This window comes from Nocardia paucivorans NBRC 100373 (genome assembly GCF_000308675.1).
Classification (GTDB): Bacteria; Actinomycetota; Actinomycetes; order Mycobacteriales; family Mycobacteriaceae; genus Nocardia; species Nocardia paucivorans.
This window is the reverse complement of the sequence record NZ_BAGE01000052.1, coordinates 88060-112825: the sequence shown is the minus strand read 5'-3', so window position 1 is coordinate 112825 and position 24766 is coordinate 88060. Positions and strand designations below refer to the sequence as shown.

General features: G+C 68.1%; 1 protein-coding gene. It reads left to right on the top strand.

All coding sequences use genetic code 11. The annotated features are described in order from the left end of the window. Window positions 1-268: 268 nt before the first annotated feature. Complete coding sequence (locus ON32_RS18830; protein ID WP_051133432.1) at window positions 269-24724, top strand: non-ribosomal peptide synthetase; 24456 nt, start codon at window positions 269-271, stop codon at window positions 24722-24724. Window positions 24725-24766 lie beyond the last annotated feature (42 nt).

The following is a 24766-nucleotide window of genomic DNA, read 5'->3' as shown; positions in this document are numbered from 1 at the left end:
TTCGGGCCGGGTCGCGATACCGTCGGTCCGCGGACGGGGTTCTCGACGCGCCGAGCGGCGAAATGCCGCTTCCCTTGCGGTATGTGAGGTGGGCGTGATTAACATGATCCCCGCGTTCTATAGCTGTTTGCTCTAATTGGTGTCCGACTGCAGGGGTGTGAACACCGCTTCGGCTCGACCGAAGCGCGTATACAGGCGATCCGCGCATGGGCAGGGGCATGGTGCTGCCCGCTGCGGGGGCCTCCGAATCTGAGCGAGGGGTTGGAGAATGAACTCGAAGTCGGCCGCGGCCGTCGATCACGACCTGGATCTGATACCGCTGTCGCGAGCGCAATACGGCATGTGGCTTGCCGACAATCTGCCCGGTAGGCCGCCCGTCAATATCGCTCACTACGTCGAGATCGAGGGCGCGATAGACGTGGACGCGTTCACCATGGCGGTGAACGAGACCGGTGGGGAAACCGAGGCCTTGGTCGTGCGGGTGGTCGAACGCGACGGGCGTCCATATCAATTCGTCGACCGCAGCATCACCTACGCCGATCCCGTACTGGACTTCACCGACGAGGACGATCCGTTCGCGGCGGCCATGGAATGGATGCGCCGCGATTACAGCGCCAAGGCGATCGATCCGAGCCGGGACCGGCTCACCGTGACGCGGCTTCTCCGCATCGCCGAGGAACGCTATCTGTGGTACGCGCGTGCACACCATCTCGTGATCGACGGCTACGGGGCCTTCAACTTCGTGAGCCGCACGGCCGAGCGCTACAACGCCATCCTCGCCGGCACACAGCCGCCCCCGCTGGTCGCGGCCGATCTGCGCGAAGTGGCCGAGGCCGAGCTCGCGTATCGCGCCGGATCCCGCTTCGCGGCCGACCGGGCCTACTGGCTCGACAAGGTCGCCGACCTTCCGGCGCCGGTGAGTCTGTCCGGGCGCACCGCGCGATGGAGCGAAGACGACCACTTCGCGGGTCGACAGTTGCCGGATCGATTGACCGAGTTGCTCGACCGTTTCGCCGAAGACCTGCAGGCATCACCCGCACAGGTGGTGGTCGCCGCATTCGCGGCATTCCTGTCCCGGATGACCGGTGCCGACGATGTGGTGCTGTCGATGCCGGTCAGCGGCCGGGTGAACCGACGCCTGCGCAATGCCTTCGCCATGTTGGCGAATATGGTGCCGATCCGTTTCGCGGTGCACCCGACGACCACGGTGGAACAACTGGTCCGCGCCTCGGTGGCCGAACTCGTCTCGGCGATACGACACCAGCTCTACCGGTTCGAGGATCTGCGTCGGGACACGAATGCGATGGATCCGGCGGCCAATTCGTTCGGCCCGGTAGTCAACATCCTGTTCTTCGACTCCGAAATCCGCCTCGGTTCGGCCGTGGGCCGCTATCGTGCCCTGACCTCGGGCGCCCTGGACGACCTGCAGTTGAACCTGTATCGGCCCGGAACCGAGGGGCCGCTACTGTTCGAACTGCACGGCAACGCGAATCTGTACACGCAGGACGAACTCGAAGCACACACCACGCGGTTCATAGCCTTCCTGCAGCGGCTGATGGAATCGCCGCTCGACACCCCGGTGGTCGAGATCCCGCTGATCGATTCCGCGGAGGAATCGCGCATTCTCGGCGAGCTCGCCGGCCGGGACGGCGCGAGCGCCGACGCGACCCTCGTGGACCTGCTCGCCCGCCAGGCCGCGGCAACGCCCTCCGCCGTGGCCGTGACCTCGGGGGAGACCGCCCTCACCTATCGTGATCTGGACGAACGGTCCAACCGATTCGCCCGCACGCTCATCGCGCGCGGTGCGGGGCCGGAAAAACTGGTGGCCATAGCGATGCCGAGGGACGCCGATCTCCTGGTCGTCGCGCTGGCCGTCCTCAAATCGGGGGCCGGGTACCTGCCGTTGGATATCGCGCATCCGGCCGAGCGGCTCGAATATGTGCTCGCCGACGCCGATCCGATCGTCGTGGTGACCAACCGCGACGCCCTCGAACACGTACCGGCCGATCCCGATCGGGTGGTGCTGTTCGACGACGATCTCACCGCGGACGCGGCCCCGATCACCGACGCCGATCGGGTGGGCCCGCTGCGCCCCGACAATATCGCCTATGTCATCTACACCTCGGGATCGACGGGGCGGCCGAAAGGTGTGGCGATCGGCCATGAAGCCGTCGTCACCTACCTGGTGAACGCATGCGCCGAGATCGGTGTCCGCGCCGATGACGTGTGGACACTGTTCCATTCGTTCGCATTCGACTACTCGGTATGGGAGATCTTCGGGGCGTTGACCACGGGTGGTCGGGTGGTCGTGGTGGACGGTCTCACCGCACGGTCGCCCGACGAGGTCGTTCGTTTGGTGGCGCGCGAGAAGGTGACCGTTTTCAACCAGACACCGTCGGCCTTCCACCAGTTCGCGGCGGCACGGCAGCGGTACACGGAGGCGGGTGCTCCCGAGGGGGAGCCGGTATTGCGACTGGTCATCCTGTCGGGTGAACGACTCGATCCGGCGGGACTGGGCAGTTGGTACGAGCATCACCCGCACCAACCTCTGGTGGCCAACAGCTACGGCATCACCGAGACCACGGTGTTCGTCACCTACCTGCCCATGACCCCGGCCATCGCGGTGGCGGGTGCGCCGAGCGCCATCGGATCGGCGCTGCCGGGCCTGCGTACCTATGTGCTGGACGAGCGGTTGCGGCCGGTGCCGCTGGGCGCCTGGGGTGAGATCTACGTCGCGGGACCGCAACTGTCCCGCGGATATCTCGACCGGCCGGGGCTGAGCGCGGCGCGTTTCGTCGCCAACCCGTTCGGACGACCGGGGGAGCGGCTCTACCGCAGTGGTGACGTCGGGCGGCGGAACCATCGCGGTGAGTTGGAATACCGCGGCCGGGCCGACCAACAGGTCCAGCTGCGGGGCTTCCGCATCGAACTCGACGAGATCCGCAATGTGCTGCTGACCCACGACACGGTCTCGACGGCGGTCGTCGTGGTGAACCGACCCGATACGGAGGCCGCCCGACTGGTCGCCTATGTGGTGCCCGCCGGCGATACGGTCTGCGCCGGCGACGTTCTGCGCGCTCATGTGGCGGCGGTGCTGCCGGAATACATGGTGCCGGCGAGCATCGTCGTATTGCCCGAGTTGCCGTTGACGGTCAACGGCAAGATCGATTACCGCGCCCTGCCCGAACCGGTCTTCGACTCGGCCGCGGCCTATGTGGCACCCGGCACGCTCGTCGAGGAGACGATCGCCGATGTCTTCGCCGAAATACTGGGGATGGAGCGGGTCGGTGTCCTGGACAATTTCTTCGAGCTGGGCGGTAATTCGCTCACTGCGACCAATGCCGCCGTGCGGATCGCCGAACTGACCCGATGCGAGGTGTCGGTACGCGACCTGTTCGGCAGGCCGACCGTCGCCGAACTCGCCGCGCACCTGGCCGGACAGGAGCATCGCAGCCGAGCCGCCCTGCGGGCGCGACCCCGGGTCGACCCCATCCCGTTGGCGCCGGCGCAGAACCGGATATGGCTGATCAACCAGGCCGATCCGGCCTCGGCGGCATACAACGTTCCGTTGGTGGTGCAGCTGACCGGACGGCTCGATGTGGCGGCGTTGCGCGCCGCGCTGATGGATGTGATCGATCGACACGAGCCGCTGCGCACCGTTTTCCCCGCCTTCGAGGAGACGGCCATCCAGGTCGTGCTGCCGGCCGAACACGTCGCCGCCCACCTCGACCTCACCCCCGACCCGACCGACCCGGACGATATGGTGCGCCGGATCCGGGAAATGGCGGCACAGGGTTTCGACCTGAGCGCGCAACCACCGATCCGGGCCGCGCTGCTCGCCTCCCCCGACAAACATCGGCATGTGCTGGTCCTCGTCCTGCACCACATCTGCTGTGACGGCGCGTCGCTGCGGCCGCTGGCCGCCGACGTCGCGACCGCCTACGAGGCGAGGGCGCAGGGCAAGACGCCGGATTGGTCGCCCTTGACGGTGCACTATGCCGATTACAGCATCTGGCATCGCGAACTGCTCGGGGACGAGAACGACCCGGACTCGCCGGCGGCCCGGCAATTGGACTACTGGACACGGCAGTTGGCGGGCAAACCACCGCTGCTGAAACTGCCGACCGACCGACCGCGTCCGGCGCAGGCGTCCCTGCGCGGTGATATCGCCGACACCGTGATCCCGGCCGAGGTCTACGCCGGGATCGAACAGTTGGCGCGCCGGGCGAACGTCACCACCTTCATGGTCGTCCACGCCGCCCTGGCGGTGCTGTTCGCCCGACTCGCGGATTCCGACGACATCACCATCGGGACACCGGTCGCGGGCCGCGGCGACCAGGTGTTGGCGCCCCTGGTCGGCATGTTCGTCAATACGGTGGCGTTGCGCACCGAGATACGCGCCGACGAATCGTTCCTGGCGCTTCTGTCGCGGGTCAAAAGCATCGATGTCGACGCCTTCGCCAATAGCGACCTGCCGTACGAACGCGTCGTGGAGGAAATCGATCCGCGGCGTTCGACGGCGCACGCCCCACTGTGCCAGGTGTATCTCGCCTTCGAGAACATGGACCGCCCGACCCTGGAGTTGCCCGAGCTCACGGTGGAGGTCCTGGACCCGGGTCCGCAGCCGGCGAAAGTGGATCTCATCGTCACCGTCGCCGAGAACACGGCCGCCGGGGGTGATATCGCCCTGCGCATCGACTACGCCACAGACCTGTTCGATCGCGACACCGTCGACGAGCTCGCCGCACGGCTGAACCGGGTCCTCGAGGCGGTGGTGACCGATCCGCACACCCACGTGGGCGCCGTGGACGTGCTGGCGACGAACGAATGGACCGACCTGGTGCCCGCCTCGGGCGGTCCCGCCGAAACCCCGCGAGTGTTGGCGGAGGTGCTGTCGACATCGACTCCCGACGCGGTGGCGGTGGTTTCCGGGGAACGCGCGGTGTCCTACGGCGAACTGGACCTGTGGTCGAACCGGATAGCGCGCCGATTGATCGAGTGGGGGGTCGGCCCCGAGGATCGGATCGCGCTGGTGTCGGGGCGGTCGGTGGAATTCGTGGTGGGGATGTGGGCGGTGACCAAGACCGGGGCGGCATTCGTCCCGGTAGACCCCCGCAATCCGTCCGAGCGGATGGCGCTCATGATCGCCGATGCCGGGATACGGGTCGCGCTCACGGTCGAGGCGCACCGGGGTCTGCTCACGGAATCGGTCCGACAGCTGGTCCTCGACGATCCGGAGACCGTCGCCGATATCGCCGCCCGGTCGGCGGCGGAGGTGACGGACGCCGACCGGGTGCGCCCCGCCCGGATCCAGGACACGGCCTACGTGCTGTACACCTCGGGGTCCACGGGCAGACCGAAAGGTGTCGAGGTCACCCATGAAGGATTGGCGAATTTCGCGGCCGAGCAGCGGGAACGGTATCGGGTCGACAATTCCGCGCGGGTTCTGCAACTGGCGGCCCCCGGGTTCGACGCGGTCGTGCTCGAACTGCTCATGGCCCACGCGAACGGTGCGGCGCTGGTGGTGGCGCCACCGGATGTCTTCGCGGGCCGACAACTGGCGGAGCTGATCCGCGCCCAGCGGGTGACGCACGCGTTCGTGACCCCGAGTGTGCTGGCGACGATGTCGCCGGACGGTCTGGATTCCCTGCGGGTGCTGGTGGCCGGCGGCGAGGCGGTATCGGCGGAAACGGTCGCGGTGTGGGGGCCGGGTCGGCAGTTGTTCAACGGGTACGGACCGACCGAGACCACGATCATGGTCGCGATCAGCGATCCGCTGCGCGTCGGGGAGCGGGTCACGATCGGCGGTCCGATCCGCGGTGTCGAGGCCGTGGTCCTGGACACCCACCTGCGGCCGGTGCCGGTGGGGGTGACCGGACATCTGTATATCGCCGGGGTGCAGTTGGCCCGCGGATACCTCGGCCGACCGGCTGCCACGGCCACCACATTCGTGGCCTATCCGTACGGCGCTCCCGGCGCCCGGCTCTACCGCACCGGCGACCTGGCGCGGTGGACACCGGAGGGAACCCTCGAATATGTCGGTCGCACCGATTTCCAGGTCAAGATTCGCGGTCAGCGTATCGAACTCGGCGAAATCGAGGCCGTTCTCCTCGGGCATCCCGAGGTGTCGGCCGCGGTGGTGGTGGGCGTCGAGACGGAGAGCGGAACACGATTGGCCGCGTATGTGGTCCCGGCGCGCACCGCTGTCGACCGGGCGGAGTTGGCGGTATACGTCGCGCAGCGCCTGCCCGCGCATATGGTTCCGGAAAGTGTGCTGGTGCTCGACGAACTGCCGCTGACCTCGGTGGGCAAGGTCGACCGTGCCGCATTGCCCGAACCGGTATTCGGCGCCGGCACGGAATTCGTCGCGGCGCGGGACGCGACCGAGCAGGCCGTGGCCGATGTGTACGCGGATGTGCTGGGTCTCGAGCGGGTCGGTGCTCTCGACAATTTCTTCGACCTGGGCGGCAACTCGCTGTCGGCGACCCGGGCGGTAGCGCGATTGGGGGTGGCCTTCGGCGTCGATATCGCGCTGCGGACGGTCTTCGACGCGCCGACGGTCGAGGCCATGGCGGAACGGTTGCGTGGCGGCGAGTCCTCCGGTCGGGCCCCGCTGGTGCCGCGGGAGCGACCGGAGCGGATACCGCTTTCGCCCGCCCAGACGCGCATGTGGTTCCTCAACCGGTTCGACCCGGACTCACCGATATACAACATTCCCCTGGTCGTCCGGATGTCGGGTGCCCTCGATGTGGCCGCCATGCAGGCAGCGATCGCGGATGTGCTCGATCGGCACGAAGCCCTGCGGACGCGCTATCCCGACAGCGATAGCGGACCCCATCAAGTGGTCGTCTCGGCGGCGGAGGCACTGCCCCCGCTGGTGCCGGTGTCGGTGGCGGCGAATCGGCTCGAGGAACGGATCGCCGAGACGGTGGCGGCCGGATTCGACGTCACCGCCGAGGTGCCGTTCCGGATCGCGTTGCTGCGCAGCGCACCCGAGGAGCACACCCTGGTGCTCGTCGTGCACCACATCGCCTTCGACGGGTCGTCGCTGGCGCCACTGGCCGCGGATCTGACCACGGCGTATCGGGCCCGGGTGCGGAACCGGGCGCCGCAGTGGGAGCCGTTGCCGGTGCAGTATGCGGATTACACGCTGTGGCAGCGGGAACTGCTCGGCACCGAGGACGATCCACACAGTCCGACCGCCGCCCAGACCGAATACTGGCGGACGACCCTCGCCGACCTTCCCGAGGTGCTCGACCTGCCCACCGACCGTCCGCGGCCGGCGCAACAGAGTTTCCGCGGGGCGACGGTGACGGCGAAGGTGCCCGCCGACCTGCATCGCGCGGTGGCCGCATTGGCCCGCCGCCACGACGCGACCGTCTTCATGGTGATGCACGCCGCCTACGCCGCTTTGCTGGCCAGGCTGTCGGGAACCGGTGATATCGCGGTCGGCACCCCCATCGCCGGCCGCGGTGAGCCGGGCCTGGAGGGTCTGATCGGCATGTTCGTCAATACGCTGGTGCTACGGACCCGAATCGAACCCGGCACCTCGTTCCTCCGGCTTCTCGATCAGGTGCGGGCCACCGATCTGGCTGCCTTCGAGAACTCCGACATCCCGTTCGAGCGACTGGTGGAGGTGCTGAATCCGCCGCGCTCCACGGCCCACGCTCCGCTGACCCAGGTCGGCTTCTCGTTCCAGAACATCCGGATCCCCACGGTGGAATTCGAGGACCTGACGGTGACGGTCCGGATGGCCGACCCGAGCGTCGCCAAGTACGACCTGCATCTGAATCTCATCGACGCTCCGACACCGGATGGCGAGCCGGCCGGTATGGCGGTCGAATTCGGTTTCGCCACCGACCTGTTCGACGAGGAATCGGTTGCCGCGATATTCGACCGCTATCTGTTGTTGCTGCGTGCCGTCGTTGCCGACCCCGCCGGCGCCATCGGCGATATCGACCTGTTGACCGCGACCGAGAAACGTGAACTGGTCGTGCGTTCGACCGGGCGGACGATATCGGCCCCGGCCGCCACCCTCGTGGACCTGTTCGCCGCGCAGGCGGCGGCAACCCCCCGGAACACGGCGCTGATCGACGCCGAGAGCGATACCCGCCTCGACTACCGTGAGTTCGCGGCCCGGGTGAACGTCCTGGCCCGCGCATTGATCGGTCGGGGGATAGGCCCCGGAACGGTGGTGGCCGTCGCCATGCGCCGCTGTGTCGATCTGCCGGTCACCCTGTACGCCGTCCACGCGGCGGGCGCCGCCTATCTGCCCCTGGATCCGGAATATCCGGTCGAGCGGATACGGGCCGTGCTCACCACCGCGTGGCCGAGTGCGGTCGTCACCCGGCCCGGTGACGAGACGAACCTGCCGAACGAGGTTCCGGTGTGGTCGATCACGGACCTCGAAGGCGAATGCGCCGACCCCGCCCCGGTGACCGATGCCGATCGCATCCGTCCTCTGCACCCGGACGCTTTGGCGTATGTCATCTACACCTCCGGATCGACGGGTGTGCCGAAGGGTGTGGCCGTCCCGCATTCCGCGGTGGTGAATCAGATCCGGTGGATGCGGGATCACTACGGGCTCGACGAGACCGATGTGATGCTGTTGCGGACGCCGGTGACCTTCGATCTGTCGGTGTGGGAGCTGTTCTCCGCGCCGACATGCGGTGCGGCGCTGGTGGTCGCCGGTCCCGACGCGCACCGCGATCCCGAGACGGTGGTGCGGCTGGTGGCCGACCATGGCGTGACCACCGTGGACTTCGTGCCGTCGTTGCTCGCCGCATTCCTCGCCGTGGCCGGTTCGCGCGAGTTCCCGGCCCTGCGGCGGGTGCTGTGCATCGGTGAGGCACTGCCCGCCGAAACCGTGCGGCGTTTCCGGGAACTCGGCGATATTCGTATCGATAACCTGTACGGTCCGACGGAGGCCGCCGTCAGCGTTACCGCCCACCGGATCGACACCGTGGACGGAACCGTGGTGCCCATCGGGGAACCCGAATCGAATGTCACGGTGCGAGTGTTGGATTCGCGTTTGCGCCCGGTTCCGGTGGGAGTGATCGGCGAACTGTACCTGGGCGGTGTGCAGCTGGCCCACGGATACCACGAACGTCGGGATCTGACGTGCGCGGCGTTCGTCGCCGATCCGTTCGGCTCCGATGGTGCCCGGTTGTACCGCACCGGTGACCTGGTCCGCTGGGATGCCGATGGTGTCCTGCGCTATATCGGCCGCGCCGATACCCAGGTGAAGCTGCGCGGCCTGCGGATCGAACTCGGCGATGTGGAAGCCGCGTTGCTGGCGCACGAGCGGGTGCGCGCGGCCGTCGCGCAGGTGTATTCCGACGGCGGGGAACAGCGACTGATCGCCCACGTGGTCACCGCGCAACCGCTCGACCACGGACAGCTCCGGAGCTTCCTGCTGGAACGGTTGCCCACCCATATGGTGCCGTCATCGGTGATCCGGGTCGACGCGATCCCGCTCACCGCCAACGGCAAGGTCGATTACCGGGCGCTGCCGGCACCGGATCCGAGGAACCGGGAGGCCGAGTATCGCGCGCCGCGCGGACTTGTCGAACAGGCCGTGGCCGAGGTCTTCGCCGAGTTGCTCGAGCTGCCGGAGATCGGCGCACAGGACGATTTCTTCGCGCTGGGCGGGAATTCGCTGTTGGCGACCCGCGCATTGAGCCGTATCGGTGATGTTCTCGACGTGTCCGTACCGGTGCGGGTGATATTCGAGGCGCCCACCGTCGCCGATCTCGCCGAACGTATCGAGCGGTTGCGTGCGGTGCCGAGCCTTCCGGTGCCGACCGCCCGGCCGCGCCCGGATCGCCTCCCGCTGTCACCGGCGCAGGCCCGCATGTGGTTCCTCAACCAGTTCGATCCGGACGCCTCCGGATATATCGTGCCGCTGGCCATCCGACTCGAAGGGGTGCTCGATCTCGAGGCACTGGCGGCCGCGGTCGGCGATATCGTCGAACGGCACGAAAGTCTGCGCACCATGTATCCGGCGGTCGACGGAACACCCACCCAGGTGGTGCTCCCCGTCTCCGAGGTCGCCGCGATGTGGGATCTCACCCCGGAGCCGATCGGCGAACGAGACCTGGCGCGCCGATTGGCCGATTTCTCGGCCCGCGGATTCGATGTGGCGACCGAGGTGCCGCTGCGGGTGGCGTTGTATCAGCTGTCGGACGAGGGCTGGGTAATAGCCCTGGCCGCGCATCACATCAGCTGTGACGGTTATTCGGTGGCGCCGCTGGCCGCCGATCTGGTGACCGCCTATCGGGCGCGTTCCGCCGGTGAGTGCCCGGACTGGGCGCCGCTTCCCCTCCAGTTCGCCGACTATGCCCTGTGGCAGCGCGATGTGCTCGGCTCGGTGGACGATCCGGACTCGCGCGCCGCCCGCGATATCGCCTATTGGCGCACGCAGCTCGCGGGAATACCCGACCTCCTCGAACTGCCGACGGACCGTCCGCGGCCGCTCGAACGCACCCAACACGGCGCTGTCGTGCATATCACCATCCCGGGTGAACTGCAGGGACGGGTGGAGACAGCGGCGCGGCGTGCCGGGGTCACGACGTTCATGGTGGTGCACGCGGCGCTGGCGGTCCTGCTGTCGAAACTGTCCGGTAGCGATGACATCACCGTGGGCGTCCCCCACGCCGGCCGCGGTCACCGCTCGCTCGACGGTCTCGTCGGGATGTTCGTCAACACCCTGGTGATGCGCACCCGGATAACACCCGATCAGACGTTCCGGGATGTGCTCGACCAGGTGCGCCGCACCGATATCCAGGCCTTCGAACATGCCACCGTCCCGTTCGAGCAGCTGGTGGAAGCACTGAATCCCGTGCGTTCGACCGCCCATACGCCGCTGTTCCAGGTGATGCTCGCCTACCAGAACATGGCGCAGGCCCGCGTCGAACTACCCGATCTCACCGTGGAGAACATCGATCCGGGCGACAGCGCCGCGATCTACGACCTGCTGCTGATGGTGAGCGAAGGGCACGGCGCCCACAACGAGCCGGTCGGTATGACGCTGCGCCTGACCTACGCCACCGACCTTTTCGACGAGGACACCGTCCGGGGCTTCGTCGACCGGTTCGTGCGGGTGCTCGACACCGCCGCAACCGATACGGACTCGACGGTCGGTGCGATCGAACTGCTCGATGCCGCCGAGCGCCGGCTGATGCTGGAACGGTGGAACGACACCGCCGGTCCCGCGCCGGCGGCCCGTACCCTGGTCGATGCCTTCGACGATCAGGTGGCGCGCACCCCGGCTGCCCCCGCCCTCCGGCTCCCGGACGGGGAGATCATCACCTACGGGGACTTCGATCGACAGGTCAATCGGCTCGCCCGGTGGCTCATCGCCCGCGGCGCCGGCCCGGAAACAGTGGTGGCGGTGGCGATTCGGCGCTCGATCGACCTGGTCACCGCGCTGTATGCGGTGATCAAGTCCGGTGCCGCCTTCCTGCCGATCGACCCCGACCACCCGAGCGCGCGGATCACCCGCGTACTGGACGCGGCCCACCCGCTGCTGGTGCTCACCACCTCGGCGGACGGGCACGGTCTGCCCGCCGACCGGGACGTGGTGTGCCTCGATCGAGTGGAGACGACGGGTCTGTCGGATGCCCCGATTCAGGATGGCGAGCGCCGCTCGTCACTGCGTCCGGACAACGTCGCCTATGTCCTGTTCACTTCCGGCTCCACCGGGACGCCCAAGGGGGTCGCGCTGACCCATGCCGCGACCGTGAGCCAATTGGCCTGGGCCCAGCGACAATGGCCGCACGACAACTCCGATGTGGTGTTGTACAAGACACCGATCACCTTCGATATCGCCGTATGGGAGTTGTTCTGGCCGTTGCAGGCCGGCGCGTCGATCGTGATCGCCGACCCGGACGGGCACCGCGACCCGGCCTATCTCGCCGACCTCATCGCCCGCCGGAAGATCACCACGGCACACTTCGTGCCGTCGATGCTCGATGTGCTCCTCGACACCACCGACGTCGCGCAGCCTTCGGTGCGGCGGGTGTTCGTCGCCGGCGAGGCGCTGGCACAGCGCACCGTCGACGCCGCGGCGCCGATATTCGGCAACGCCGAGGTGGTGAACTGGTACGGACCGGCCGAGGCCGAGGTCGTCACGGCCCACCGCTGTCGAGCGGGGGCGGGTACCCGCGCCACGGTCCCCATCGGTACGCCGGTGACCGATATGCGGGCCTATGTGCTGGATTCCCGGCTGAAGCCGGTGCCCGCGGGAGTGACCGGTGAACTGTACGTCGCGGGTGTCCAGGTGGCGCGTGGTTACCACGCGCGCGCCGACCTCACCTGCACCGCCTTTGTCGCGCATCCGTTCGGACGACCGGGACAGCGGCTGTACCGCACCGGCGACCTGGCCCGCTGGACGAAGGCCGGTGAACTGGAATACCTGGGCCGCAGCGATTTCCAGGTGAAGATTCGGGGCCAGCGGGTGGAACCCGGCGATATCGAAGCGGCGTTGTGCGCGCTGCCCGAGGTTGCCCAGGCCGTTGTCGTCGCGACGGCGGAACGGGTCGTCGGCCATGTGACGCTCGCTCCCGGCACACAGATCGATGGTCGGACGATCCGGGACCGGCTCGGGCGCACGTTGCCGTCGTATCTGGTCCCGTCCGCGGTGCAGGTGCTCGAGACCATGCCGCTCACCCCCAACGGCAAGTTGGACCGTTCGGCATTGCCGCAGCCGGTGTTCGACGACGATACGGAATACGTGCCACCCCGCACCGAGCGCGAAGCGGCACTCGCGCGGATCGTCGCCCAGATCACGGGTGCCGACCGGGTGAGCGTGACGGCGAATCTCTTCGAGATCGGTGTCAACTCGCTGTCCGCCGCCCGCATCGCGGCGCGGGCCGGGGCGGTTGTCGGGGTCGAGGTCGGCATCCGCGATATCTTCGACGAACCGACGATCGTCGGACTGGCCCGGCGAATCGCGGCGCGCGCTCCCATCGCGCAGATCCCACTCACCCCGCGCCCCCGGCCGGAGCGGGTGCCGTTGGCGGCGGCGCAACTACGGATGTGGTTCCTCAACCAGTTCGACACCGCCTCGGCGGCGTACAACATCTGCTTTGCGGCCCGGTTGACCGGACCCTTGGACGTCGACGCCCTGCGGGCGGCGTTCTGCGACGTGGTGGCCCGGCACGAACCCCTGCGCACGATGTATCCCGCGGTCGAGGGAGAACCGTGCCAGGTCGTCCTCGATTCCGCGACGGTGGCCGACAATGCGCTGCCGGAGCCGGAACCGGTGGACGAAAACGAGTTGACCGACCGGATCCGGCAGGTTGTCGCCGAGGGGTTCGATGTCGCGGCAACGGCGCCCGTGCGGGGACGGTTGTATCGCACCGGTCCGGCCGAACACGTGCTCGTTCTGGTGGTACATCACATCGCGGCCGACGGCGTGTCGATGGTCGCATTGGGTCGCGATATCTTCACCGCGTACACGGACCGCTCGAACGGGCGGGCGCCGCACTGGACCCCGCTCGCCGTTCAGTACGCCGACTACGCGCTGTGGCAGCGGGAACTGCTCGGCGCCGAGGACGATCCGGACTCGCTCATCGCGCGGCAGATCGCCTACTGGACCGAGGTCCTCGGCGATGCTCCCGAACTGCTCGATCTGCCGACCGACCGGCCGCGTCCGGCGACGATGTCGATGGCCGGCGGCAGCGTCCGGTTCGACATCTCGGCGCGACTGCACGAGCAGATCGTGCGGTTGGCCCACACCGAGGGCGTGACCGTGTTCACGGTCCTGCACGCGGCATTGGCGATCCTGTTGGCGCGCACCGCGCACAGCGACGACATCTGTGTCGGCAGCCCCGTCGCCGGTCGTGGCCACCAAGCGCTCGACGATCTGGTCGGCATGTTCGTCAATACCGTGGTGCTGCGTACCCGGGTGCGCGAGGACCGCTCGTTCCGGGAGCTTCTGTCCGAGGTACGCCAGGTCGACGTGGCGGCACTCGCCCACGCGGACGTTCCCTACGAACGATTGGTGGATATTCTCGAGCGCCCGCGGTCGACGTCCTATACACCGCTGTATCAGGTGATGTTCGGATTGCAGAACACGGGTGACGCGCGGTTCGAGTTGCCCGGTGTCGATGTCGAGATCCTGGACCCCGGTCTGGCGCAGGCCAAAACCGATCTCACCGTGACATTGAGCGAGCGATTCGCCGGCGCCCGGCCCGACGGGTTGGCAGGAGAGGTCGTCTACGCCACCGACCTCTTCCACGCCTCGACTGCGGAAGCGTTCGCCGAGCGGTTCATCCGCGTCCTGGAGGTGGTGACCGCCGATCCGGCCGGGGTCGTCGGTGCCGTCGATCTGCTCGGGAGTACGGAAACCGAGCGGCTGGTCCCCGCCGTCGGTGGTGCGGCCACCCCGCCGTGCCCGTTGCCCGATCTGCTGGCGTCCGCCGTGGCCGCGAACCCCACCGCGGTCGCGTTGATCGGCGAGACCGAGGCCCTCACCTACGCCGAGCTCGACCGGCGAGCCAATCGGATCGCCGCGTACCTGCTCGAACGCGGCGCCGGGCCGGGAGTCTGCGTCGCCCTGGCCGTGCCGCGTTCGGTCGAATACCAGACGGCCATGTGGGCCATCGCCAAGACCGGGGCCACATTCGTCCCCGTGGACCTGCGCTACCCCCCGGAACGGATCGCCCACATCGTGCGGGATTCCGGGGCCGAGATCGGAATCACCGTTACGGCCGCGCGGTCGTCGCTGCCGGAACAGACCCGCTGGACGGTGCTCGACGAGCCGCGTTCGGCCGCGGAGATCGCCGCCTGTCCCGATCGCGCCGTGCAGGACGCGGATCGGCCGCGCCCCCTGCGCCTTCAGGACGCGGCCTACGTGATCTACACCTCCGGTTCGACCGGGGTCCCGAAGGGTGTGGTGGTCACCCACGAGGGTTTGGCGAGTTTCGCGACCGAACAGCGGGTGCGTTACCGGGTGGAACCGACCTCGCGGATCCTGCACGTGGCGGCCCCGGCCTTCGACGCGGTGCTGCTCGAGGCGTTGATGGCGTGCGCGGCCGGTGCGGCCCTGGTGATTTCGCCTCCGGAGGTCTTCGGTGGTCCGGAACTGGCGCACCTGATCCGATCGCATCGGGTGTCGCACGCGTTCCTGACACCGAGCGTGCTGGCGACGATATCGCCGGACGATGTCGGTTCGGTGCGGATGTTGGCGGTCGGCGGTGAGAAAGTTCCGCCGGAGCTGATCGCCACCTGGGCTCCGGGACGGCGGCTGCACAATATCTACGGCCCGACCGAGTCGACGATCGTGATCACCATGAGCGAGCCGCTGCGGCCCGGCGACCCGATCACCATCGGTGGTCCCATCCGGGGCGCGCAGGCCCTGGTGCTGGACACGCGATTGCGGCCGGTACCGGTCGGGGTCACGGGAGAGCTGTACCTGGCCGGTTCCGCATTGGCCCGCGGTTACCTGAACCGCCCGGCGACGACGGCGGGCGCGTTCGTGGCGAACCCCTACGGGGATCCTGCGTCGCGCATGTACCGAACCGGCGATATCGTCCGCTGGACCGCGGACCACACCCTGGAATATGTCGGCCGTATCGATTTCCAGGTCAAGATTCGCGGCCAGCGCGTCGAACTCGGCGAAATCGATGCGGCATTGGTCGCGTTGCCGGAGGTGTCCACCGCCGTCACGGTGAGCCGTCCCGGCCCCGGTGGGCAGCCGCTGCTCGCCGCCTATGTGGTGCCCGAACCAGCGGCGGTCGTCGAGCCGAGCGCCGTCCTGGATCGTCTCGCCGAGGTGCTGCCCGCCCATATGGTGCCGTCGACGGTCACCGTGCTCGACCGGATGCCGCTCGCCTCGACCGGCAAGGTGGACCGCAAGGCCCTGCCGGAACCCAGCTTCGATATCGGCGAGGACATCGCCGACGCGCCGGCCACCGACCTGGAACGAACCATTGCCGCCGCCTTCGCCGATGTCCTCGGTGTGCCGTCGGTGGGCGCGACGAGTTCGTTCTTCGCGCTGGGCGGTGACTCCATCATGTCGATCCAACTGGCCTCCCGGTTGAAGGCCGTGGGCGTCGTGGTGCGGGCCCGGGACATATTCGAATACAAAACCGTCCGGGGACTGGCGCAGGTGGCCGCGGCCGCGGAACGGCCGGTGATCGCGGAACTGCCCGGTGGTGGGGTGGGCGAAATTCCGCGCACCCCGATCGTGGCCTGGTTCGTCGAGCGGCTCGGCGCGGCGCGTCGATTCGCGCAATCCATGGTGGTGCGGCTACCGGCCGACGCGCGCGTCACGGATGTGGTCGCGACCGTGCAGGCATTGCTCGACCGGCACGATATGTTGCGCTCCCGACTGGGCGAACACGGCCTGGAGGTGCTACCGGTGGGCGCGGTGGACGCGGCCGATTCCGTCTTCGTGCGCACGTTCGGGGCGGACGCGACACCCGGCAGCGCCGGTTTCACCACCGTCGTGGAAGCGGCCTCGCGCGAGGCCGCCGACCGGCTCGACCCGGCCGCGGGCCGGATGGCGCAGGTCGCGTGCCTGCTGCCCGAACCGGGGGTCGAGGCCGAGGGCCGCGCCCTCATCGTGATCCACCATCTGGCGGTCGACGGAGTGTCGTGGCGGATTCTGCTCCCCGACTTCGCCACTGCCTGGCAGCAGATTCTGCAGGGCCGCGCGGTCGAGTTGCCCGCGCAGGGCACATCCATGCGTCGATGGGCGCACGCATTGACCGCCGCCGCGGCCGAACGCGCCGACGAATTCGACCTGTGGCATCGGATGGGTACGGCCCCCGATCCGCTCCTCGGGCGCGCGGCACTGGATCCCGCGATCGACACCCAGGCCACGGTGCGGCAGCTGACGGTGTCCTTGCCCACCGAGGTGACCTCCGCACTGCTGGAGGCGGTGCCCGAGGTCGCTCGCGCCGATATCGACGAAGCGCTGCTGGCCGGTCTGGCGGTTGCCCTCACGCGCCGGCGGGCCCGACGCGGTATCCCGAACACAGGCATGAAGGTGCTGTTGGAGGGACACGGTCGACAGGAACAGATCGTCGCGGGCGCGGATGTCTCACGTACCGTGGGTTGGTTCACCAACACCTATCCCGTCGCGTTCGAGCTGCCCGAAAGCGACGGGATCGATGTACGTGCCGCGGTGAAGTCGGTGAAGGATCGGTTGCGGGAAATCCCCGACAAGGGAATCGGTTACGGACTGCTGCGTTATCTGAACCCCGATACCGCCCCCCGGCTCGCGGCGGCCCCGGAACCGCAGATCAGCTACAACAACCTCGGTCGCGTCGGTGTCGATCTCACGACGCTGTCGGATGTGGCCTGGGTGCCGACGGACGAACAATTCGACCGTCGCGCCGCCTTCGACCCGGATATGCCCGCCCCGGCGGTGCTCACGATCGATGTGAACATCGTGGACACCGCGACCGGACCGACCCTGACGGCGCATATCGGCTACGCCTCGCGCTTGCTCGACCACGACGAGGTGAGTGAACTCGTCGACACCTGGGTGGCGGCGGTGACCGATATCGCCACCGCGGCCCGCGCGGACGACGACTGGGGACTGTCCCGGGCGGACGTTCCGCTCGTCGACCTCACCCGGTCGGATCTGGACGCCTTCGCGAACCGCTACGGCCGGTTGACCGATGTGTGGCCCTTGGTGCCGCTCCAGGCCGGGCTGCTGTTCCACGCCGAACTCGCCGCGGGTGAACTCGACGTCTACACAGCGCAATCGACCCTCACCCTGGCGGGCACGGTCGACGAGCACAGGTTCGAGCGAGCCGCCCGAGCGTTGCTGATCAGGTACCCCAACCTGCGTGCCGCCTTCACTCGAACCGCTGACGGTGTCCCCGCGCAGGTCATCCCCGCCGATGTATCCGTGCCCTGGCGGACGGTCGATCTGTCCGGCGCCCCGTCCGAATTGGACGAGCTGCTGGAGGCCGAGCGGGCGGTGGTGTTCGATCCCGCGGATCCGCCGCTGCTGCGTTTCCTCCTCGTCACGGTGGGGCCGCGGGACTTCCGGTTGGTGCTGACGGCCCACCATCTCCTGCTGGACGGTTGGTCGTTGCCGATGCTGTGCCGTGAGCTGATCGGCCTGTACGCGGTGGATGGTCGGTCGGATCTGCTGCCGCCGGCGCCGTCGTACCGCGATTACCTGGAATGGCTCGATCGGCGTGACCACGATGCCGGTATCCAGGTGTGGCGGGAGGCGCTGCGCGATATCACCGAACCCACCCTGGTCGCCGATCCGCGAACCGCCACCGTCGCCGATATCCCGGTCGATCTGCCGATCGCGCTCGACGGCGTCGACACGGAGAGGCTGGTGGAATTCGCCCGGAGCCGCTCGGTGACGATGGCCACCATCGTGCAGTTCGCGTGGGCGGTGGTCCTGGGTAATCTGCTCGGCGCCGAGCGGGTGGTCTTCGGCAGCACGGTATCCGGTCGACCCGCCGACCTGCCGAATGTCGAGTCGATGATCGGTCTGTTCATCAATACGATCCCGGTCGCCGTCGATGTCGGCCGTGATCGGACCGTCGCGGATGCGCTGATTCGGTTGCAGACCGACAGCACCCGTCTGCTCGACCACCATTACCTGGAACTGTCGCGAATCCTGGAGGCCGTGGACAACCCCCAGCTGTTCGACACCCTGGTCGTCTTCGAGTCCTATCCGGTCGACAGCAGCGGTCTCGGTGACGCCGATATCGACGGGATGCGGGTGCTGTCGGCCGAGGGTCGCGACGCCGCCCACTATCCGCTCCTGGTGCAGGCGCACCACACCGACACATTGCATGTGCGGGTCCGCTACCAACCTTCCCGAGTGGATGCCCACACGGCGGCGGGTCTGGCGCACCGGCTCGAGATGGTGTTGCGCGCCATCGCCGCCGAGCCACGGACCCGAATCGGCGCACTCGATCTGCTGACCCCCGCCGAGCGGCGCGAACTGGTGCCGGCCTCGGGCGGTGTGGCGGAACCGGCGCGTCCGATGGCGGATCTGTTGACCGCGGGAGCCGCCGTGTCCGCGGATGCCCCGGCCCTGATCGCGGGCGACCGCACCATGTCGTACGCGGAACTGGACGCCGTGTCCAACCAGGTGGCGCGACTCCTGATCGACGCGGGTGTGGGCCCCGGTGATCATGTGGCCCTGGCGCTGCCGCGATCGGTGGAATTCATGATCGGCCTGTGGGCGGTGACCAAGGCGGGTGCCGCCCTCGTACCCATCGACACCCGCAATCCGGCCGAACGGATCGCCCTCATGGTCGAGCACGCCGATATCCGGGTGGCGATCACGGTCGAGACCTCCCGAGGTCTGCTGCCCGAGTCGGTGCGACCGGTGATCCTCGACGACCACGACACCCGGGAGGAGATCGCCGCGCGGTCGATCGACCCGGTGACCGACGCCCACCGTGTGCGCGCGGCACATGTCCTGGACACGGCGTATGTGCTCTACACCTCGGGATCGACCGGCACCCCGAAGGGGGTGGCCGTCACCCACGAGGGTTTGGCGAATTTCGCGGCCGAACAGCGCGTCCGGTTCGAGGTGGACAGCCGATCGCGTGTCCTGCAGGGCTCCGTGCCCGGTTTCGACGTGATGATTCTCGAGGTGTTGCTGGCTCACACCAATGGCGCGGTGCTGGTGCTGTCACCACCGGAGGTCTACGCGGGCGAGGAGTTGGGGCAACTGATCCGATCGCAGCGGATATCGCATGCGTTCATCACCCCCAGCGTGCTGGCGACGATACCGCCCGCGGACGCGGAGTCGTTGCGGGTGCTCGTGGCCGGTGGTGAGGCGGTAACACCGGAAACGGTCACCGCGTGGGCTCCCGGCCGCCGTCTGTTGAACGGATACGGCCCCACCGAGACCACCATCCTGGCCTGTATGAGCGGGCAGCTGTCCGTGGGCGGCGCCGTGACCATCGGTGGTCCGCTGCGGGGCGTCGAGGCGCTCGTCCTGGACGAGTGGTTGCGACCGGTGCCGATGGGGGTGGTGGGGGAGCTGTATCTGGCGGGCGTGCAGTTGGCGCGCGGGTACCTGGGCCGCAGTGCCGCGACCGCGGGCGCCTTCGTGGCGAATCCGTTCGGGGCGGCGGGCTCTCGGATGTACCGCACCGGCGACCTGGTGCGCTGGACCGCGGACCACACCCTCGAATACCTCGGTCGCCGCGATTTCCAGATCAAGATCCGCGGGCAACGCATCGAACTCGGCGAGATCGAAACCGTGCTGGCCGCAACCGCCGGTGTCGACGACGCGGTGGTCGCATTGCGGACCGACGAACGCGGTGTCGACCGACTCGTCGGGTACCTCTTCGGTGCCGGAGAGGTGGACATCGCCGCGGTTCGGGCGGCCGCCCGGGCGAAATTGCCCGCGCACATGGTGCCCGAGGTGTTCATGGTGCTCACCGAACGGCCCCTCACCGCCACCGGCAAACTCGATCGTCGGGCGCTGCCGATGCCCGAATTCGATCGGGGCCGGGAACGGGTCGCGCCACGCAACGACACCGAACGATGCGTCGCGGAGGTGTTCGAGAAGGTGCTGGGCGTCGACGGAGTGGGCGCGATGGACAGTTTCTTCGACCTCGGCGGCAACTCACTCTCGGCCACTCGGGTGGCCGCGCAGCTGAGCGCCGCCCTCGGGGTGCGCGTCGGCGTCCGGGACCTGTTCGAGGCGGCAACGGTGGCCGATCTCGCCGCGAACCTGGCCGATTCCGATCGCATCGCCGGAAAACTGCCCACCCCGGGCCCCCGGCCCGCGTTGGTACCGCTGTCGCCGGCGCAGCAGCGCATGTGGTTCCTCAACCAGTTCGACACCTCGGTCGGGGCCTACAACATTCCCCTGGTGATCCGACTGCGGGGAGAACTCGATCCCGATGCGCTGCGCCGCGCCTGCGCCATGGTCATCGAACGGCACGAGTCGCTGCGCACCAAGTTCCCCATGACACAGGGAACTCCGCATCAGGTCGTGGTCGCGGCCGAGGAGGTCGTGCCGAACCTGGTCGCGGTTCCGGTCGAGGAAAATCAACTGCGAGAACGCGTGCTCGCCGCCGTCTCGACGGGCTTCGACGTGACCCAGGCCCCGCCGCTGCGGGCCGAACTGTTCACCCTCGGCGAGCGGGATCACGTGCTGATGATCACCGTGCACCACATCTGTGCCGACGGGCAGTCGATGATACCGCTCGCCCGGGATGTGGCAGCGGCCTATCAGGCGAGCAGACAGGGGACGGCACCGCAATGGCCGGCCCTCTCGATCCAATACGCGGACTACGCGCTGTGGCAGCGTGAGATGCTCGGCGACGAAGGCGATCCCGATTCACTCGTATCCCGGCAGCTGAGGTTCTGGGAACGCACCCTCGCGGGTCTGCCCGAGCTACTGGAACTGCCGACCGATCTGCCTCGGCCTCCGGTGGCGTCCCTGCGCGCCCGGACGGTCGATTTCGAGCTGTCCGCCGAGCTGCACGCCCGGATCGGCGCGGTGGCGCGGACGGCGAACGCGACGGCGTTCATGGTGCTGCACGCCGCGCTGTCGGTGCTGCTGTCGAAACTGGCCGGGGTCGACGATATCGCGGTGGGCACCCCGGTGGCCGGTCGCGGCGTCCGGGAGCTCGACGATCTGATCGGTATGTTCGTCAACACCCTGGTGTTGCGTTCGCGGGTGAGGTCGCGGCAGTCGTTCGCCGAGTTGCTCGCCGCCGTGCGGGAAACCGATCTGGCCGCGTTCGGGCATGCGGATGTGCCCTTCGAACAGGTTGTGGAGGCATTGAATCCGCCCCGGTCGACCGCGCACCTGCCGCTCTACCAGGTGACGCTGGACGTCCAGAACCTGAGCGAGGCCGCATTGCGGTTGCCGGATCTCACCGTCGAACCGATCGAGGATATTTTCGATCAGGCGCAGGCGGATCTGAACGTGAAGCTCGTCGAACGATTCGACGAACGCAGCCGCCCGAACGGCATGCTGGGACGCCTGACATTCGCGGCGGATCTCTTCGTCGAACGGACGATGACCTGGTTCGCGCACGCATACGTGCGGATTCTCGAGGAGGTCACCGCGAATCCGCAGATGCTCGTGGGTGATATCGACCTTGTCGATCCCGACCAGCGGCGCGCGCTGCTCGACGCGGCCGGACACGACGGAGCACCGGTCGCGGACACCACACTCGCGCACCTGTTCGCCGCCCGGGTCGACGAGCATCCGGACGCGGTCGCGGTATCCGATGGGGTGACCAGCCTGACCTATGCGGAGCTGGATCGTCGGGCCGCGCGCATTGCCGCACAGTTGCTCGAGCACGGTGTGGGGCCGGAAACACTGGTGGCCGTCGCCCTGCCGCGTTCGGTCGACCTGGTCGCCGGGCTGCTCGCGGTGGTTCGCGCGGGCGCGGGTTATCTGCCGTTGGATATCGCCTACCCACCGCAGCGGCTGCGGTTCATCCTCGACGATGCCTCGCCCGCGGTGGTGCTGGCCTCCGCGGAGACCGCCCCGGCGCTACCGGAGCCCCCGCTTCCCGTGGTGCTCATCGACGGATGCGTCGACGACGGATCGGCGGAACCGTACCCGCCGCTGCCGAACATCCGCCCGGAGAACGTGGCCTATGTGATCTACACATCCGGCTCCACCGGTCGCCCCAAGGGGGTGGCGGTCGCCCACCGCGAAGCGATCACCCTGTTCACCCACACGGCGGAACGTTTCGACGTCGGACCCGACGATGTGTGGACGCTGTTCCATTCCTATGCCTTCGATTTCGCGGTATGGGAGATGTGGGGCGCCCTGCTGTCCGGTGGGCGATTGGTGGTTGTCGACCATGCCGTGTCCAGAACACCGGAGGCACTGGTCGACCTGGTGGCGCGCGAGCGGGTGACGGTGTTGAGTCAGACCCCGTCGGCCTTCTACGGATTCGCGGCGGCCGAATGTGACCGGCGCGAATCCGGTCGTGGGGAGCCGGATCTCGCCTTACGGTATGTCGTCTTCGGTGGTGAGGCATTGGATCCGGTGCGGTTGACCGACTGGTTCGCGGCACATGCTCCGGATTCACCGCGACTGATCAATATGTACGGAATCACCGAGACGACCGTGCACGTGACCTTCGCCGAGGTCACCGATCCGCATGTGGTGGGCATCGGTTCGCCGCTGCCGGGAATGCGGGTGTATGTGCTCGACGAGCGGTTGCGGCCGGTGCCGATCGGGGTCGCCGGGGAAATCTATGTGGCCGGTGGCCAGCTCTCCCGGGGATACCTGGGCGCCCCGGCGTCGACGGCGGCCCGCTTCGTGGCGAATCCGTTCGATCCGGCCGGCGCCCGGCTGTACCGGTCTGGGGATATCGGTCGGTGGCGGATAGCGGCGAACGGGTTGGAGCTGCTGTATGTCGGCCGCGCCGACGCCCAGGTGCAATTGCGGGGTTACCGCATCGAACTGGGTGAGGTCGAGTCGGCTCTGCTCCGGCATCCGGGTGTGACCGGAGCCGCCGCTACGGTGCACCGTCACGAGAGCGGAGTCGGGCAGCTCATCGGTTATGTGGTGGGCGCCGAGGGGCAGCGGATCGATCCGGTGCAGGTCCGGGAGACCGCCGCACAGACACTCGCGGGCTATATGGTGCCGTCGGCGGTCATGGTACTGCCCGAGCTGCCGCTCACGGTCAACGGCAAACTCGACCGCAAGGCGTTGCCGGCGCCGACCTTCGATATCACCGGCACCGACTTCGTCGCCCCCCGGACCCATACGGAGAAATTGATCTGCGATGTGTACCGGCAGGTATTGGCTGTCCCGACGGTCGGCGTGGCGGACAGTTTCTTCGATCTGGGCGGTAACTCGCTGCTGGCCGTCATGGTGGTGACCGAGCTGCGCACCCGCGGTGTGACGGTCTCGTTGCCGTGGATGTTCGACGACGCCACTCCCCAGGCCCTGGCGCGGCGCGCCGACGACGCGGAGGGCAGCGCCGGTCTACGGGTGCTGCTTCCACTGCGGGCCGGCGGGACGCGACCACCCATTTTCTGTGTGCACCCCGCCGGCGGCCTGGCGTGGTTCTACGGTGGTCTGGTCGAATTCCTGCACGAGGATCGGCCCGTGTTCGGTTTGCAGGATCCCCATGTCACCACGGGGGAGCCGCGCGCGGAATCGGTGGACGAGCTGGCCGAACGCTATGTGGCCGAGATTCGGCGCGCCCAGCCGAGCGGACCGTATCACCTGCTCGGATGGTCGTTGGGCGGCCAGATCGCGCATGCCATGGCCGTGCGGCTCCAGCAGGAAGGCGAACCGGTCGGCATGCTGGCGCTGCTGGACAGTGCTGTCGGCGCACCGGATACCTCGACAACCACATCCGCGGCCGATCCCGCTCCAGGAGAGTTGATAGCCGACCTGCTCGGTGGCTGGCGGGAGCTGTTCGACCTCGGTGAGGACATGACGGCGCAGACCCACGAACAAGCGTGGGCCATCGTTCGGGACCAGGTGATCAATACGGGTTTGTTCACCACCGAGCAGGCCGACCGCATCATGGAGAGCTTCGAAACCGCGGACGTCATCGCCGACGCCTACCGCCCGGAGCTCTTCGACGGCGACCTGGTTTTCTTCACCGCGGGACGCGAGCATGCGGATCACGAGGCTCTCGCACAGGCGTGGCGTCCCTACGTCACGGGCGGTGTGCACAACACGGTCATCGATGCCCGTCATCTCGAGATGAGCCACCGGCATGTGCTCGCCATTGTCGGGCCGCTCCTCGAGAAGTTCATGAGCGACGCCGACCGATTCGAGTAAGGAGGACGGACAGCGGCTTCCCGGGAGAATATCCGAGCCGGT

Coding starts and splice junctions, on each gene's coding strand:
- ON32_RS18830 (WP_051133432.1), top strand. CDS start 269: ATGAACTCGAAGTCGGCCGCGGCCGTCGATCACGACCTGGATCTGATA.